Raw genomic sequence first — 14,643 nt, 5'->3', positions numbered from 1 at the left:
AGCTGACAGTGGTTTTACCAGCGCCGTAGTCTTGGCTTCAGGTGGCTCGGAAATCGACAGTTACTTTTGCACACCCCTTTCTGGAATGAAGTGGTTTAGGCTCCCTGTCGGATTTTTCTCCGTGATCTGTAGTCATTGGTATATCGAGACAATAAGGAGATACGCATGCTTGTCCGGTCACTGACCCTCGCAACCTTGCTTGCTGTTGCCGGCCCCCTGTTTGCCGCAGACAGTGATGCGCCTCTAGCCAAGGAACTGGGCAAGACCAGACCATTGGTGGTTATCGCTCCCAGCAGTGCCGACCCGACGTTGCGAGGGTTGAACAAGGCGCTCGAGGACCCGGCCACCCAGGCAGCGTTCAAGGAGCGCAACCTTGTCCTGTACAGCGTCGCCAACATGATGGGCAAGCGAGAGGACAAGAACCTCGAGCAGCAGACCACAATGGCCCTGATTCGGGAACTGAAGCTGGGTGCGAGCAAGGGTACCAAGGTGATTCTGGTGGGCAAGGACGGTGAGCGGCACATGCTCAAGGACGACGACAGCGGCGAGGCCATCGACCCGCAGGTGATCTTCAAGGCGGTCGATGAACTGCCCGCCAGTGAAAAGGCACTGGCGGCGCCCGAGCCCGTAGCGGCGACCCCGCAAGCCAAGGCCAAGGACAGCAAGCCGGCCAAGCCCGCAGCCCCGCCCAAACCGCTGGAAGACTAAATACGGCTCATGGCCCCAAGGCACCTTGGGGCCCGTTGCCGGGTGGTGTGTATCGCACTGTATCTGCCTGTGCTGCAGACCTACTGCCATACAAAAGCGCGCCTGGCACGATACATCCCCGACAAACCGCGACGGCCTAATGGCTCCACTTTCCAACCCAGTGGAGCTGCATCATGACTCAAGCAAAAAACACCCTCGGCTTGCTCGGCGCCGCCCTGATCGGCAGCATGGCATTGAGCAACAGTGCGTTCGCCGTCGAGCCGCTGGCCCAAGGTTACCAACTGGCTTCGGCCAAAGTGGCCGGCGAGGGCAAGTGCGGTGAAGGCAAGTGCGGCGGCAGCGGCAAGGCTTCCCAAAGCGAAGGCAAGTGCGGTGAGGGTAAATGCGGCGCCGGCGCCGGCGCCAAGGCCGGGGCTGAGGGCAAGTGTGGTGAAGGCAAGTGTGGCGACGCCTCGTTCGCCAAAACCGACAGCAATCACGATGGCAAGGTCTCGCGCGATGAGTTTTTGGCGGTGGCCAAGGACCGTGCCCGTGATTTCGACACGATCGACCGCAACCATGACGGTTTCATCTCCGAGCAGGAAGCGGCGGATCACCTCAAGGCGATTTATCAGGCCAATGGCAAGGCCATGCCTGATGGCTTGTTCAGCCACCTGACCGGCAAGCCCTGACTTTCTACCCCATGAAATGCCACAACGCTCCTCCTGCTGGCCAGGTGGGGCGTTGTGCCTGTTGGAGAGCTTTTATGTTTCCCGCAATGTTGAACATCGGGCTAGGCCTGCGTCGCGGCCTGTTGCCGGAACTGCTGGCCATGGAGGCGGGTGCAGTGGACTTTCTGGAGTGTGCGCCGGAAAACTGGATTGCCGTGGGCGGCGCCTACGGCAAGGGCCTGGCCCAGCTGGCGGAGCGCTTTCCTGTCACCTGTCATGGGTTGTCTTTATCGCTGGGTGGCAGCGCGCCGCTGGACCGCCATTTTCTTGAGCAGACCCGGCAGTTTCTCGACCGATACCAGGTGCGACTGTACAGCGAGCACCTGAGCTATTGCAGTGATGACGGGCACCTGTACGACCTGATGCCCATCCCGTTCACCGATGAAGCCGTACGCCATGTGGCCGGGCGCATACGCCAGGCTCAGGAGCAGCTGGAGCGGCGCATTGCCGTGGAGAACATCAGCTACTATGCCGCGCCGTATCAGGCGATGAGCGAACTCGACTTCATCCGGGCGGTGCTTGATGAAGCTGATTGTGACCTGCTGCTGGACGTCAACAACGTCTATGTCAACGCCTGCAACCATGGTTACGACGCCCGGCAATTTCTTGCAGGCCTACCCCAGGCGCGCGTGACCGGTATGCACGTTGCCGGGCATTACGATGAAGCGCCGGACCTCAAAGTGGATACCCACGGGGCCGCCGTGAAGGAAGATGTCTGGACGCTGTACGCCACCGCTTGTGCGCGTTTCGGCATACGGCCGACGGTGCTGGAGCGTGATTTCAACTACCCACCCTTGGCCGAACTGTTGGCCGAGACGGCGCGTATGCGTGCTGTGCAATGCGCTGCCGGAGGGCAAGCAGATGAATGAGACCTTGCGTGCGCAGCAGTATGCCTTGGCCCGTCACCTGCGCGACCCGCAGCGCCATGCCCCGCCGCCCGGCGTCGAGGCCCGCCGCCTGAGGGTTTACCGCGAATTGTTCTATGGCGCCATCGAAGGCTTGCTGGCTGGCAGCTTCCCGGTCATGCGCCAGGCGTTGGGCGAGCAGCGCTGGCATGCCCGAGTAGGTGATTTCTACGCCAGTTACCGTTGCCAGACGCCGTTGTTTACCGAAATTGCCGAAACGTTCGTCGACTACTTGCAAGGTGTGGCGCTGGACACCCCTTGGCAGCTGGAGCTGGCGCATTATGAGTGGGTCGAGGCGCAACTGTACCTGAGCGATGCCGAGGACCCGGCGCATGATCCAGGTGGAGACCTGCTGGATGGGCAGCCGTTGTTGTCTTGTGTGGCGCGCGTGTTGGCCTATCGTTGGCCGGTGGATCGCATTGGCGTGGACTACCAGCCAACGGCTACCCCGGCGTCGCCTACCTTGCTGCTGGTTTATCGCGATGCCCGGTTTCAGGTGCGCTTTGCCCGGTTGGCCCCTATGGCGTATCGGTTGCTGGCGGAGCAGGGGACTGGAAGAGAGCGGCTGCAGGCATTGGGCGGGGATGTGCAGCAAGGGTTGGCATTGTTGCAGGCATTGCGCGAGCAGGGTGTCATTGTCGGAACCGTTTGAAGGCATTGGGGGCTGCGCAGCAGCCCCCGGTCCTTATCTGCCGAACCGCGTGCCAAGCCAATGATCGAGGCTAAGGCGCCCGGCGCCCTTGAGTAGCAGTGGCAGCAACGCTATCAGGTAGATCAGCGGCAATTTGTAATTGCCGAAGCCCTGGTCGGTAATGGCATAGCCTTGGGCCAGCTCCGCCAGGCCCGACCAGTGCGCCGGCCAGTGCACTGCCGCTATCGCTACAACGGTCACCACCATCAAACCCAGCGATGCCAGCCGGGTACCCAAGCCCAGCAACAGCAGCAACGGCAGCACCAACTCGGCCCACATCGACAGCTGCCAGTTCAGCTCTGCGGGCAGCAGGTTGAAGGGGAACGGGAAGCTGGACTGCAGGTCGGCGAACCAGTTGCTGCCGTTGAATTTCTCCAGGCCGGATTCGAAAAACTCCCAGGCCAGAAATACCCGTAATGGCAAGTCGGCGCTCCAACTGCCGATGCGATCAACGGTGGTCAGGGTACGGGTCAAGGTCGTCATGTGCGGTGCTCTCTTCAGGCAAGGGCGCGGGTGCTGCGGCGTTGTTTACGGGCCACTTTGGCGGTGAGCTTGACGGCGATGGCGCTGAACATCAGGGCGAACGCCAGCGGGTACCAGCCCCCCATGGGAATGCGTTTGTAGAAGGACAGGCAGAACACCCCAGCCAGTACCCACATGCCGCTGCTGTGCAGCGCTTGCCAGGCACGGCCGCCCAACAGCCGCATGGGCGCCTTGAACGAGGTGGCGGTGAGCAGCAGCAAGAACAGGTAGCCGACCGTACCGGGCAGGCTGGACGTGAGCGTGCGGCCTGCCCAGAACAGTTCGGGGAATTGCTGGGCGTAGCGATAAATCAGCACGCCATGCACGGTGTGGGAGAACGCGAATGCCAACCCCAGGTAGCGTCGCTCCTGAAGGATGCGGCGGCTTGAGGTGCCAGGCAGCAAGGTCACCAGCGACGAGGCCAGGAACGCCAGCAAGAACAGTGCGAACGAGCTGCGTGCGGTGGCACGAATGGCACTGCGCAAGCCGTCCGGGTCAGGTTGGCTGGCCAGGACCACGGCGCTCATCGCCAGGGTCAGGCCGGCAAGGGCGGCGAACAGCTTCCAGCCGGAGGGCAAGGTGAAGGCTTTCATGAGGGTCTCCCGGGGTGTGGTTGTGTGACCGGGAGTGTCTCGAGGTGGGGTATCTGCAGTGTGTCAGGGGGATGCAGTTGTGTATCTGTTTGTAGAGGCGACCTCGCTTTTTACAGGAGCGGCCCGATCGAGATCCAAGGCCGTTCCTGCCAGCGATCGCAGATGCACTTCAGGTGAGTTCGATCTGCGCGCACAATCCGCCCTGTTCGCGGTTGCTCAGTGTCAGCCGCCCCCCCATGGCCTGGATCAGCTGGTGGGCAATGGCCAGTCCCAAGCCGGTGCCACCCGTGCTGCGATTGCGTGAGCCTTCTACCCGGTAGAACGGCTTGAGCACTTCATCCAGCTCGTCACCGGGTATCCCTGGCCCGTTGTCGAGCACGCGGATGATGGTGGTACTGCCCTCGCGGGACACATGCAGCTCGGCAGCACCTGCAAACTTCAGGGCGTTGTCGACCAGGTTCACCAGTACCCGGCGCAGTGCGTGCGGGCGGGTTTCCAGCAGGGTACCGCTGTTGCCGTGGCGTTCGACCTGGGCGCCGCTGTCCTGGTAGTCGAATACCAGGCTGTCGAGAAAGGCATCAAGGTTGACCCGGCAGGTCGCTTCGGTGCTGCTGTCCATGCTGCGGGCATAAGCCACGCCTTCGCGCACCAGGTGTTCCATTTCATCCAGGTCGTTCCAGAACTTGTCCCTTTCGACCCCCTCATCCATCACTTCGACCCGCAACTTCATGCGAGTGATCGGTGTTTGCAGGTCGTGGGAAATGGCCGCCAGCAACTGCATGCGTTCCTTGAGGTGGGCAGCAATGCGCGCCTGCAGGGCGTTGAAGGCCACGGCAGCGTAACGCACCTCGCGTGGGCCGCTTTCATCCAGTTGCACGCCGGGCTGGTCCGGGTCGAGGTTGTCCACGGCCTGGGCCAGACGGGTTAACGGGCCGATGGCCAGGCGTACGGCCAGCCAAGTGCACAGCAACAGCACAGCGAGCTGAATCAGCAGCACCACAGGCAACCAACGGGCTACCGGGACCGGTGTTGGCGTTACGTCGATGGTCAGGGGCGTGCCGTCGGCCAGGTTCAGGTGTGCCTGGAAATGCGCATTGGGCCCAGGGATTTCCAGAAAGGTCAGGCGGTAGTCGCTGCCAATGGCCTTGACGATCGACGCGGCGGCCATCGGTGGGTCACTGCTCGGCATCGCTTTGCCGGCCAGGCCTTGGTCGAGGCGATAGCGATAGGTGCGCCGTTCCAGGCGCGGCAGCCAGGCGGCACGCTCGGCTGCGGGCAGGCGGTCAAGGATGGCAACCGAGGTCGCCACGTCCTGCTCGAGGTTGCTGAGCATCATCGAGCGGCTGCTGATATAGCGCTCGTAGGCCTGCAGGCCAAACGACAGACCATAGGCCAACACCAGGCCGGTGAAGAAGATCAGTGCCAGGCGCGAGGCCAGGGTGCGTGGCCATTTCATGAGGGGGACTCGAGCAGTTGCACCGGCAGCGAGAACACGTAGCCCTCGCTGCGCACGGTCTTGATGCAGCTGGGCTCGCGGGCATCGTCACCCAGGCGCTGGCGCAGGCGGCTGACCAGCAAGTCGATGGAGCGGTCGAAGATGTCGGCTTCGCGGCCCTGGGTCAGGTTAAGCAGCTGTTCACGGCTGAGCACCCGCTGCGGGTGGTCGAGGAACACCCGCAGCAGGCGGTATTCGGCGCCGCTCAGGGCCACCAGGGTGCCTTCGCTGTCGAGCAGGTGGCGCGCGGTGGTGTCCAGGCGCCATTGACCGAAACCCAGCAGGCGGCTGCTTTCACTGATGGTCAGGTTGGGTGGCAGCATGCGTGTGCGGCGCAGCACGGCGTTGATGCGGGCGAGCAGTTCGCGGGCCGAGAACGGTTTGGTCAGGTAGTCGTCGGCGCCCATTTCCAGACCGATGATGCGGTCGGTTTCGTCATTGCGGGCGGTCAGCATCAGCACCGGCGTGTTGCGGTGCTTGCCGGCGCGCAGCTCGCGGCACAACAGCAGACCGTCGTCGCCGGGCATCATGATGTCGAGCACGATCAGGTCGACGCTGTTGGCTTCGAGAAAGGCGCGCATCTGCCGGCCATCGGCAACGATGCTGGTGCGCAGGCCGTTCTTCTTCAGGTAATTGCCGACCAGTTCGCGGATCTCGCGGTCGTCGTCGACGATCAGGATGTGATCGACGTGTTCCATGCGCTGGGTTCCTGTGCAAAGGGGGTTGGGCGCAGTGTACCGAGCGCGTTCGTCCTTGCCTGCGGGAGTTTGTATTGCAGTGTATCTGGCACGGGCAGAGATACAGCAGGAAGCACATCACAACGCTGGACGACACATGCGCGATACCTGGCAGGCGTGAAATGGCTCTCGACCGGGGAGCAACACTCCCCCCCAATTGTTACTCAGGAGAGATGCCATGAACGTCAAGACTATCGCCAGCGCCAGCCTGTTCGCCGTGCTCAGCTTCGGCGCCATCGCTGCCCAGGCCAGCACTGCCCCGATGCAGGATGGCGGGGTCATGCAGTACCGCTACGGTGAGCCTCTGGATGTGAAGAAAGTGCTGTCGGTTCAGGATGACCAGAGTAACGCCTGTGGCCTGGTGAATACCCGAATGGACTACCTTGACTCCCATGGCCAGCGGCAAAGCGTGCAGTACCGCACCTACGCCACGGGCGGTTGCCATGACAACTGATCGCCGCCGGATGCTCAAGGCAGGTGGTTTTGCGCTGGCGCTGATGGGGCTTGGATTGGCTGGGCACCTGAAGGCCCGCGACAGCTACGGCGCCATGCCGTCGCTGTCCGGCGCCAGCCAGTGGTTGAATTCGGCGCCGCTGGATGCCCCGGGGCTCAAGGGCAAAGTGGTGCTGGTGGACTTCTGGACCTGGGACTGCATCAACTGCCGGCGCAGCCTGCCGCATGTGAATGAGTGGGCGCGGCGCTATGCCGATCAAGGGCTGGTGGTGGTGGGGGTGCACACACCCGAGTACGACTACGAGCATGATGTCGGCACTTTGCGGAGCAAGGTTGCCCGGTTGGGTATCGGGTATCCGGTGGCGGTAGATAACGACTACAAGGTGTGGAATGCCTGGGGCAACCAGTTCTGGCCGGCGCATTACTTTGTCGACCGCAAGGGGCAGGTGCGCCATGTGCACTTTGGCGAGGGGGATTATGGCGGGCAGGAACAGGTGATACAGGCTTTGCTGGATGAAAAAGAGTGATTCTCCTGTACCGGCCTCTTCGCGGGCATGCCCGCCCCCACAGGGAGAGTGCAATCAGTAACGTTTGCGCAGTACCTGCGGGAGCGGGCGTGCCCGCGAAGAAGCCAACACTTTTCTATCAGGTGAAACTGGCAAAGTGCGCCTGCATTCGTGCCGCATCCGCCTGCCGCCCGCTGAACAGCTCGAATGCTTTCACCGCCTGGAACACCGCCATGTTGCTGCCATCCAGCGTGCGGCAGCCCAGTGCCCGGGCCGCGCGCAGCAGTTCGGTCTCCAGCGGGAAGTAGATGATCTCGGCCACCCACAGGCGGGCATGCAGCAATTCCACCGGCAGTGGCGTGCCCGGTAGCTTGGCCATGCCCACCGGCGTGGTGTTGACCAGCCCGTCCGCTTCGGCCAGGGCTGCGGCCAGGTCGGTGCCAAGCACGGCGCGCTCCGCGCCGAAATGGGCGTTCAGGTTGTCCACCAGCGCCTGCGCACGGGCTGCGTCCACTTCGAACAGCACCAGCCGCTCTACCCCTTCACCCAGCAGGGCATGGGCCACGGCCGAGCCAGCGCCACCGGCACCCATCTGTACCACCTGGCGCCGTGCCGCACCGGGAAGGCCACGGCGCAAGCCTTCGGCAAAGCCCAGGCAGTCTGTGTTGTGGCCGACTCGCTTGCCGTCCTTGAGCACCACGGTATTTACCGCGCCGATACCACGGGCCTCGTCGGACAGTTCGTCGAGCAACGGCAGGATCGCCTGCTTGAACGGGTAGGTAATGTTCAGCCCGGTGAAGCCGGTATGTTGCGCGGCTTCGAGCAGGCCGGGCAGGGCGCTGTCGTCCAGTTGCAGCTGGTCGGCGTCGATCAGCCGGTACAAGTAGCGCAGGGCCTGGGCGTCGCCTTCGTGTTCATGCAGGGCCGGCGTACGTGACAGTTGAATGCCGCGGCCGATCAGGCCGGCGAGGATGGCTTGCTGGCTCATGCCGTACGCTCCTGCAGCAACTCGGCGAAGTGGCTCAGCGCCATGCGGTAGCCGTGGCTGCCCAGGCCGCAGATGACACCGACGGCGATGGACGATACGAACGACAAGTGACGGAACGGCTCGCGTTTATGCACATTGGACAGGTGCACCTCGATCACCGGCAGTTCGCTGGCCACCAGGGCATCGCGGATGGCCACCGAGGTGTGCGTCCAGGCGCCAGGGTTGATCACGATGCCGGCGCAGCGGCCACGGGCAGCGTGGATCCAGTCGATCAGTTCGCCTTCGTGGTTGGTTTGGCGAAACTCGATTTCCAGGCCGTGGGCGTGGGCAGTATCGGCACATCCCTGAGCCAGGTCAGCGAGGGTTTCGTGGCCGTACTGGGCAGGCTCGCGGGTGCCCAGCATGTTCAGGTTGGGGCCGTTGAGCACGAGAATAAGGGGCTTCATGACGGGCATCGCTTTGTTGTTGTTGAATGCACGTAGTTTTGTACTGACTGGTTAGTTCCGTCAATTGGACAAGATCGTCGCACCGGGAAAGTGGGCGATTATCGAACTTCTTGGGCGTTCACCGTCCTGTGCCCAGCAGCACAAGGCTGCGCCTGCAAAGCAACGCAGCGCGTCATTACAAAATTGTAATCTTGCCGCCACCGCCCCGATAACCGGCCCTTTCTACAGTCCCTCGCCAATGCTTCGCCGAGAGGACCTGTGTCGTGCCCATCCCCCGCAAGATCGCCTTGCTCTGTCTGTTGCTGGCCAGTGCCACCGGCGCCCAGGCCAGCCAGGCGCTGAGCCTGCCCCAGGCGCTTGCCGCCGCTTTCGCCCAGAACCCGGAGCTGGCTGCAGCCGGCCGTGAAATTGGCATTGCCGATGGCGAATGGCGCCAAGCCGGGCTGATCCCCAACCCGGAGCTGGCCTGGGAGGTCGAGGACACCCGTCGCGACACCACCACCACCACCGTCACCCTCAGCCAGCCGCTGGAACTGGGCGGAAAGCGTGGCGCACGTCTCGCCGTGGCGGAGGCCGGCCAGGCCATTGCCCTGCTCGACCTGGAGCGCCAGCGCAACGCCCTGCGGGCCGATGTGGTGCAGGCTTTCCACGCTGCCTTGCGTGCGCAGACCGCGCTGGAGCTGGCGCAGCAGTCGCAGGCATTGACTGAACGCGGCCTGCGGGTGGTGCAAGGGCGGGTTACGGCAGGCCAGTCATCACCGGTGGAGGCCACCCGTGCCCAGGTGCAACTGGCCCAGGCCCAGACCGAAGTGCGCCGCGCGAAAACCCAGCGCAGCGTGGCCTACCAGGCCTTGGCCCGGTTGACGGGCAGCCCGATGGCAAGCTTTGAACGGTTACAGGCGGCCAACCTTTCGCCAGGCATCGCGCCGGGTGCCGACACCTTGCTTGAACAGGTCGAACAGACCGTTGAATGGCGCCTGGCCGCTGCCCAGGTCGAGCGCGGCGATGCGTCCCTGGGTTCGGAAAAAGCCCAGCGTTTCCCCAACCTCACCGTCAGCCTTGGCAGCCAGTACAGCCGCGAAGACCGGGAGCGGGTGAACGTGGTTGGCCTGTCCATGCCGTTGCCGCTGTTCGACCGCAACCAGGGCAATGTCCTGGCGGCTGCGCGCCGTGCCGATCAGGCGCGCGACCTGCGCAATGCCGTGGAGCTGCGTCTGCGAAGTGAAACCCGCAGTGCCATCAGCCAGTGGGAGACGGCGATGCAGGACGTTGAAGCCTACGACCGCACCATCCTGCCGGCTGCGCAGCAGGCCGTGGACACCGCCACCCGCGGTTTTGAAATGGGCAAGTTCGCTTTTCTCGATGTACTCGACGCCCAGCGCACGCTGATCGAGGCTCGCGGGCTGTACCTCGAGGCGCTGGCCTCGGCGACCGACGCGCGTGCACACGTGGAGCGGATCTACGGCGATCTTGATGGCCTGAGCAACAAACCCGATAGCAGGAGCAACAATGACTAACCCACGCAAGCTAGCCCTTCTGGCCACTGCCGTTGCGGCCCTTGGCCTCGCTGGCCTGGCCTGGACCGGCACACTCGGCCAGGCGTCCAAGGCTCAAGCCCCCCATGACGACCATGGTCAAGACAGCCACGGCCACGCTGCAGAGCAGGCCGCCGCAGGCCCTACAGAGGAGGGGCATGGCGAAGAAGAGGGCCAGTTGCACCTGTCTGTCGCGCAGATCGAATCGGCTGGCGTGCAACTGGCTGCCGCTGGCCCCCGTGAGTTGGGCACCGCCATCAGCTTCCCGGGTGAGATCCGCTTTGACGAGGACCGCACCGCACATGTGGTACCCCGCGTGCCGGGTGTGGTCGAAGCGGTGCAAGCCGAGTTGGGCCAGGCGGTCAGGCGCGGCCAGGTACTGGCGGTGATTGCCAGCCAGCAGATCTCCGACCTGCGCAGCGAACAGCAGGCCGCCCAGCGTCGTCTGGAATTGGCGCGGTTGACCTTTCAGCGGGAGCAACAGCTGTGGCAGGAGCGAATCAGCGCCGAGCAGGATTACCTGCAGGCGCGCCAGGCCCTGCAGGAGGCCGAGATCGCTCTGGCCAACGCTCGGCAGAAGGTCGCGGCGGTGGGCCCGGCCGGTGCCGGCAACCGCTATGAACTGCGCGCACCCTTCGATGCGCTCGTCGTGGAAAAGCACCTGACCGTGGGTGAGGTGGTCGACGCGACCAGCAACGCGTTCACCCTGTCCGACCTGAGCCGGGTGTGGGCCACCTTCGCCGTGGCCCCTCGTGACCTGGACAAGGTGGTGACCGGCCGCGATGTCAGGGTCAGTGCGCCGGACCTGGGCGCCGAGGTCCAGGGCAAGGTCAATTACGTCGGCAGCCTGCTCGGCGAGCAGAACCGCGCCGCCACTGTGCGCGCCACACTTGCCAATCCCAATGGCGCCTGGCGCCCCGGGCTGTTCGTCAACGTGGCTGTCAGCGTCGACCGCTTCGAGGCCGCCGTGGCGGTGCCGGAAAGCGCCCTGCAAACCTGGGAGGCGCAGACCGTGGTGTTTGCCCGCACTGCGGAAGGCTTCGAGGCGCGCCCGGTGAAGACTGGCCGCCGCGATGCTGGCCAGGTGGAAATCACCAGCGGCCTGGCCGCCGGTACTCAGGTTGCGGCCGCTGGCAGCTTTGTCCTCAAGTCGGAACTGGGCAAGGGCTCGGCCGAGCACAGCCACTGATCACGGGGACACCTGCATGTTCGAACGCCTGATTCAATTTGCCATCGAGCAGCGCCTGGTGGTGATGCTGGCCGTGGTCCTGATGGCCGCGGTGGGTATCCACAGCTACCAGAAACTGCCGATCGATGCTGTGCCGGACATCACTAACGTCCAGGTGCAGATCAACACCGCCGCCCCCGGCTATTCGCCGCTGGAGACCGAGCAGCGCATCACCTTTGCCATCGAAACCGCCATGGCCGGCCTGCCAGGGCTCAAGCAGACCCGCTCGCTGTCGCGCTCGGGCCTGTCGCAAGTCACGGTCATTTTCGATGATGGCACCGATATCTTCTTCGCCCGCCAACTGGTCAACGAGCGCCTGCAGGTGGCCCGCGAGCAATTGCCTGAGGGCATCGAGGCGAGCATGGGGCCGATCTCCACCGGCCTGGGGGAAATCTTCCTGTGGACGGTGGAAGCCCAGGAGGGGGCGCTCAAGGAAGACGGTACACCTTACACCCCAACCGACCTGCGGGTGATTCAGGACTGGATCATCAAGCCGCAGCTGCGCAATGTGCCGGGTGTGGCCGAGGTCAACAGCATCGGTGGCCATGCCAAGCAATACCTTATTGCACCAGAGCCCAAACGCCTGGCGGCCTACAAGCTCACCCTCAACGACCTGATTGCAGCGCTGGAGCGCAATAACGCCAACATTGGCGCTGGCTATATCGAGCGCAATGGCGAGCAGTTGCTGATTCGCGCGCCTGGCCAGGTGGCCTCGGCCGAAGACATTGCCAACATCGTTATTTCCAGCGTCGACGGCACGCCGATCCGCGTCAGCCATGTCGCCCAGGTTGGCCTTGGCCAAGAGCTGCGCTCGGGGGCAGCCACCGAAAACGGTCGGGAAGTCGTGCTGGGCACGGTGTTCATGCTGATTGGCGAGAACAGTCGCACGGTGTCGCAGGCGGTCGCTGCAAAACTGGTCGAGATCAATCGCAACCTGCCCAAGGGCGTAGTGGCAGTGACGGTGTACGACCGCACCCACCTGGTGGAGAAAGCGATCGCCACGGTGAAGAAGAACCTGATCGAAGGTGCAATCCTGGTGATTGCCGTGCTGTTCCTGTTCCTCGGCAACATCCGTGCTGCGCTGATCACGGCCATGGTTATCCCGCTTTCGATGCTGTTCACCTTTACCGGCATGTTCAGCAACAAGGTCAGTGCCAACCTGATGAGCCTGGGCGCGCTGGACTTCGGCATCATCGTCGACGGCGCGGTGGTGATCGTGGAAAACGCCATCCGTCGCCTGGCCCATGCCCAGCTGCGCCACGGTCGCATGCTGACCCGCGCCGAACGGTTCCATGAGGTGTTTGCCGCCGCCCGCGAAGCACGCCGGCCGCTGATCTATGGGCAGTTGATCATCATGGTGGTGTACCTGCCGATCTTTGCCCTTACCGGGGTCGAGGGCAAGATGTTCCACCCCATGGCCTTCACCGTGGTCATGGCCCTGTTGGGTGCGATGGTCCTCTCGGTCACGTTCGTACCGGCGGCCATTGCCCTGTTCGTCACCGGCAAGGTCAAGGAGGAGGAAGGCCTGGTGATGCGTACGGCACGTCAGCGCTATGCCCCGGTGCTGGCCTGGGTGCTGGGCCGGCGCAAACTGGCGTTTGCTGCTGCCGCCGCCCTGGTGCTGTTGTCCGGCGTGGTGGCCAGCCGCATGGGCAGCGAGTTCATCCCCAGCCTCAGCGAGGGTGACTTCGCCCTGCAGGCCCTGCGAGTGCCGGGCACCAGCCTGTCGCAGTCGGTGGACATGCAGCAGCGCCTGGAGCAGGCGATCATCGCCCAGGTGCCCGAGGTGGAGCGGGTGTTTGCCCGCACCGGCACTGCCGAGATTGCCTCCGACCCGATGCCACCGAACATTTCCGATGCCTACGTGATGCTGCGCCCGCGCGAACAATGGGTTGACCCGGGCAAGCCGCGGGATGAACTGATCGCCCAGGTGCAACGTGCCGCTGCCAGTGTACCGGGCAGCAACTATGAGCTGTCGCAGCCCATTCAGCTGCGCTTCAACGAGCTGATTTCCGGGGTGCGCAGCGATGTGGCGGTGAAGCTGTTCGGAGACGACATGGAGGTGCTCAATCGCACTGCCGCGCAGATCGCCACCAGCCTGCAAGGGGTGCCAGGCGCGTCCGAGGTGAAGGTGGAGCAGACCACGGGCTTGCCGGTACTGACCATCGACATCGACCGTGACAAGGCCGCCCGTCATGGCCTGAATGTGGGCGATGTGCAGGGCGCCATCGCCATTGCCGTGGGTGGCCGCACCGCCGGTACGCTGTATGAGGGCGACCGCCGCTTCGACATGGTCGTGCGCCTGTCGGAAACCTTGCGTACCGATGTCGACGGGCTGGCCAGCCTGCTGATTCCCGTACCGGCCAGTGCTGCTGAGGGGGCCGGGCAAATCGGTTTCATCCCGCTGTCGCAGGTAGCCACGCTGAACCTGCAACTGGGCCCGAATCAGGTGAGCCGCGAGGATGGCAAGCGTGTGGTGGTGGTCAGTGCCAACGTGCGTGGACGCGACCTGGGCTCGTTTGTGCAAGAGGCCGAGCAGGCCCTGATCGACCAGGTGCAGGTGCCACCGGGGTACTGGACGCGTTGGGGAGGCCAGTTCGAGCAGTTGCAGTCGGCGGCCGAGCGCTTGCAGGTGGTGGTACCGGTAGCCTTGCTGCTGGTCATGGCACTGTTGCTGATGATGTTCAACAACCTCAGGGACGGCCTGCTGGTGTTCACCGGCATCCCCTTTGCGCTGACCGGCGGGGTGCTGGCGCTGTGGTCGCGTGATATTCCGCTGTCCATTTCTGCCGGGGTCGGGTTCATTGCATTGTCGGGAGTGGCAGTGCTGAACGGGCTGGTGATGATTGCCTTTATCCGCGGGCTGCGCGAGGAAGGGCGCACGCTGCGGGCGGCGGTCGAGGAGGGTGCGCTGACCCGATTGCGGCCGGTACTGATGACGGCGCTGGTGGCCTCGCTGGGGTTCATTCCGATGGCCTTGGCCACCGGGACCGGTGCGGAGGTGCAACGGCCACTGGCAACGGTGGTGATTGGCGGGATCTTGTCCTCTACAGCGCTGACGTTGCTGGTGTTGCCGGCGTTGTATCAGTGGGCGTATCGGCGGGAAGAGCAGCAGGAAGGCTGAGC

General features: G+C 63.9%; 15 protein-coding genes. 9 read left to right on the top strand and 6 right to left on the bottom strand.

Annotation, left to right across the window (positions count from 1 at the left end; translation table 11 throughout):
- Nucleotides 1–165 precede the first annotated feature (165 nt).
- From ACE4QZ_RS16885 to ACE4QZ_RS16870, 4 genes are all read left to right on the top strand, one after another.
- Complete coding sequence (locus ACE4QZ_RS16885) at nt 166–708, top strand: DUF4174 domain-containing protein (RefSeq protein WP_021782830.1); 543 nt, start codon at nt 166–168, stop codon at nt 706–708.
- 173 nt (nt 709–881) lie between these two features.
- Nucleotides 882–1,379 (top strand): hypothetical protein, encoded by a 498-nt coding sequence (locus ACE4QZ_RS16880; protein WP_021782829.1) that lies wholly within the window; start codon nt 882–884, stop codon nt 1,377–1,379.
- 74 nt (nt 1,380–1,453) lie between these two features.
- The gene (locus ACE4QZ_RS16875; protein ID WP_021782828.1) at nt 1,454–2,287 is read left to right on the top strand and encodes a DUF692 domain-containing protein; all 834 of its coding nucleotides are present in this window, start codon (nt 1,454–1,456) and stop codon (nt 2,285–2,287) included.
- Nucleotides 2,280–2,975 (top strand): DUF2063 domain-containing protein, encoded by a 696-nt coding sequence (locus ACE4QZ_RS16870; protein WP_021782827.1) that lies wholly within the window; start codon nt 2,280–2,282, stop codon nt 2,973–2,975. Before ACE4QZ_RS16875 ends, ACE4QZ_RS16870 begins: the two co-directional genes overlap by 8 nt.
- A gap of 33 nt (nt 2,976–3,008) precedes the next feature.
- Here ACE4QZ_RS16870 and ACE4QZ_RS16865 read toward each other — a convergent pair whose 3' ends face one another.
- From ACE4QZ_RS16865 to ACE4QZ_RS16850, 4 genes are all read right to left on the bottom strand, one after another.
- Complete coding sequence (locus ACE4QZ_RS16865; RefSeq protein WP_021782826.1) at nt 3,009–3,497, bottom strand: DoxX family protein; 489 nt, start codon at nt 3,495–3,497, stop codon at nt 3,009–3,011.
- Nucleotides 3,498–3,511: 14 nt separating this feature from the next.
- Nucleotides 3,512–4,129, bottom strand: a complete 618-nt coding sequence (locus ACE4QZ_RS16860; RefSeq protein WP_021782825.1) for a ferric reductase-like transmembrane domain-containing protein — start codon at nt 4,127–4,129, stop codon at nt 3,512–3,514.
- Between the two features lie 169 nt (nt 4,130–4,298).
- Nucleotides 4,299–5,585: a sensor histidine kinase gene (locus ACE4QZ_RS16855; protein WP_021782824.1), complete on the bottom strand. Its 1,287-nt coding sequence runs from the start codon at nt 5,583–5,585 to the stop codon at nt 4,299–4,301.
- Nucleotides 5,582–6,322 carry a response regulator gene (locus ACE4QZ_RS16850; protein WP_003250463.1) on the bottom strand — a complete coding sequence of 247 codons (741 nt, stop codon included), beginning with the start codon at nt 6,320–6,322 and terminating at the stop codon, nt 5,582–5,584. The genes ACE4QZ_RS16855 and ACE4QZ_RS16850 overlap by 4 nt, the downstream gene beginning before the upstream one ends.
- Nucleotides 6,323–6,539: 217 nt before the next feature.
- Between ACE4QZ_RS16850 and ACE4QZ_RS16845 the strand changes: the two genes are divergently transcribed.
- Entirely contained in the window at nt 6,540–6,815 is a 276-nt protein-coding gene (locus ACE4QZ_RS16845) for a DUF2790 domain-containing protein (RefSeq protein WP_021782823.1), read from the top strand.
- A 10-nt stretch (nt 6,816–6,825) separates the two neighbouring features.
- Entirely contained in the window at nt 6,826–7,341 is a 516-nt protein-coding gene (locus ACE4QZ_RS16840) for a thioredoxin family protein (RefSeq protein WP_021782822.1), read from the top strand.
- Nucleotides 7,342–7,459: 118 nt separating this feature from the next.
- On the opposite strand, the gene ACE4QZ_RS16835 is transcribed toward ACE4QZ_RS16840, so the two are convergent.
- Both ACE4QZ_RS16835 and aroQ read right to left on the bottom strand, forming a co-directional pair.
- Nucleotides 7,460–8,308 (bottom strand): shikimate dehydrogenase, encoded by an 849-nt coding sequence (locus ACE4QZ_RS16835; protein ID WP_021782821.1) that lies wholly within the window; start codon nt 8,306–8,308, stop codon nt 7,460–7,462.
- Nucleotides 8,305–8,754: a type II 3-dehydroquinate dehydratase gene (gene aroQ, locus ACE4QZ_RS16830; protein WP_021782820.1), complete on the bottom strand. Its 450-nt coding sequence runs from the start codon at nt 8,752–8,754 to the stop codon at nt 8,305–8,307. Before aroQ ends, ACE4QZ_RS16835 begins: the two co-directional genes overlap by 4 nt.
- 263 nt (nt 8,755–9,017) lie before the next feature.
- Between aroQ and ACE4QZ_RS16825 the strand changes: the two genes are divergently transcribed.
- From ACE4QZ_RS16825 to ACE4QZ_RS16815, 3 genes are read left to right on the top strand one after another with little or no spacing between them, the layout of a single operon-like run.
- On the top strand, nt 9,018–10,271 hold the full coding sequence (locus tag ACE4QZ_RS16825; protein WP_021782819.1) for a TolC family protein: 1,254 nt from the start codon (nt 9,018–9,020) through the stop codon (nt 10,269–10,271).
- The gene (locus ACE4QZ_RS16820) at nt 10,264–11,478 is read left to right on the top strand and encodes an efflux RND transporter periplasmic adaptor subunit (protein WP_021782818.1); all 1,215 of its coding nucleotides are present in this window, start codon (nt 10,264–10,266) and stop codon (nt 11,476–11,478) included. The genes ACE4QZ_RS16825 and ACE4QZ_RS16820 overlap by 8 nt, the downstream gene beginning before the upstream one ends.
- A gap of 16 nt (nt 11,479–11,494) precedes the next feature.
- Nucleotides 11,495–14,641 carry an efflux RND transporter permease subunit gene (locus ACE4QZ_RS16815; RefSeq protein WP_021782817.1) on the top strand — a complete coding sequence of 1,049 codons (3,147 nt, stop codon included), beginning with the start codon at nt 11,495–11,497 and terminating at the stop codon, nt 14,639–14,641.
- Nucleotides 14,642–14,643: the final 2 nt, after the last annotated feature.

The sequence above is a fragment of the Pseudomonas sp. DCA-1 genome, from assembly GCF_046523955.1.
Lineage (GTDB): Bacteria > Pseudomonadota > Gammaproteobacteria > Pseudomonadales > Pseudomonadaceae > Aquipseudomonas > Aquipseudomonas putida_Y.
The sequence above is the reverse complement of the archived record's forward strand: the minus strand, read 5'-3'. Positions and strand labels throughout refer to the sequence as shown.

Coding starts and splice junctions, on each gene's coding strand:
- ACE4QZ_RS16815 (WP_021782817.1), top strand. CDS start 11,495: ATGTTCGAACGCCTGATTCAATTTGCCATCGAGCAGCGCCTGGTGGTG.
- ACE4QZ_RS16885 (WP_021782830.1), top strand. CDS start 166: ATGCTTGTCCGGTCACTGACCCTCGCAACCTTGCTTGCTGTTGCCGGC.
- ACE4QZ_RS16880 (WP_021782829.1), top strand. CDS start 882: ATGACTCAAGCAAAAAACACCCTCGGCTTGCTCGGCGCCGCCCTGATC.
- ACE4QZ_RS16845 (WP_021782823.1), top strand. CDS start 6,540: ATGAACGTCAAGACTATCGCCAGCGCCAGCCTGTTCGCCGTGCTCAGC.
- ACE4QZ_RS16860 (WP_021782825.1), bottom strand. CDS start 4,129: ATGAAAGCCTTCACCTTGCCCTCCGGCTGGAAGCTGTTCGCCGCCCTT.
- aroQ (WP_021782820.1), bottom strand. CDS start 8,754: ATGAAGCCCCTTATTCTCGTGCTCAACGGCCCCAACCTGAACATGCTG.
- ACE4QZ_RS16865 (WP_021782826.1), bottom strand. CDS start 3,497: ATGACGACCTTGACCCGTACCCTGACCACCGTTGATCGCATCGGCAGT.
- ACE4QZ_RS16840 (WP_021782822.1), top strand. CDS start 6,826: ATGCTCAAGGCAGGTGGTTTTGCGCTGGCGCTGATGGGGCTTGGATTG.
- ACE4QZ_RS16855 (WP_021782824.1), bottom strand. CDS start 5,585: ATGAAATGGCCACGCACCCTGGCCTCGCGCCTGGCACTGATCTTCTTC.
- ACE4QZ_RS16820 (WP_021782818.1), top strand. CDS start 10,264: ATGACTAACCCACGCAAGCTAGCCCTTCTGGCCACTGCCGTTGCGGCC.
- ACE4QZ_RS16850 (WP_003250463.1), bottom strand. CDS start 6,322: ATGGAACACGTCGATCACATCCTGATCGTCGACGACGACCGCGAGATC.
- ACE4QZ_RS16870 (WP_021782827.1), top strand. CDS start 2,280: ATGAATGAGACCTTGCGTGCGCAGCAGTATGCCTTGGCCCGTCACCTG.
- ACE4QZ_RS16875 (WP_021782828.1), top strand. CDS start 1,454: ATGTTTCCCGCAATGTTGAACATCGGGCTAGGCCTGCGTCGCGGCCTG.
- ACE4QZ_RS16835 (WP_021782821.1), bottom strand. CDS start 8,308: ATGAGCCAGCAAGCCATCCTCGCCGGCCTGATCGGCCGCGGCATTCAA.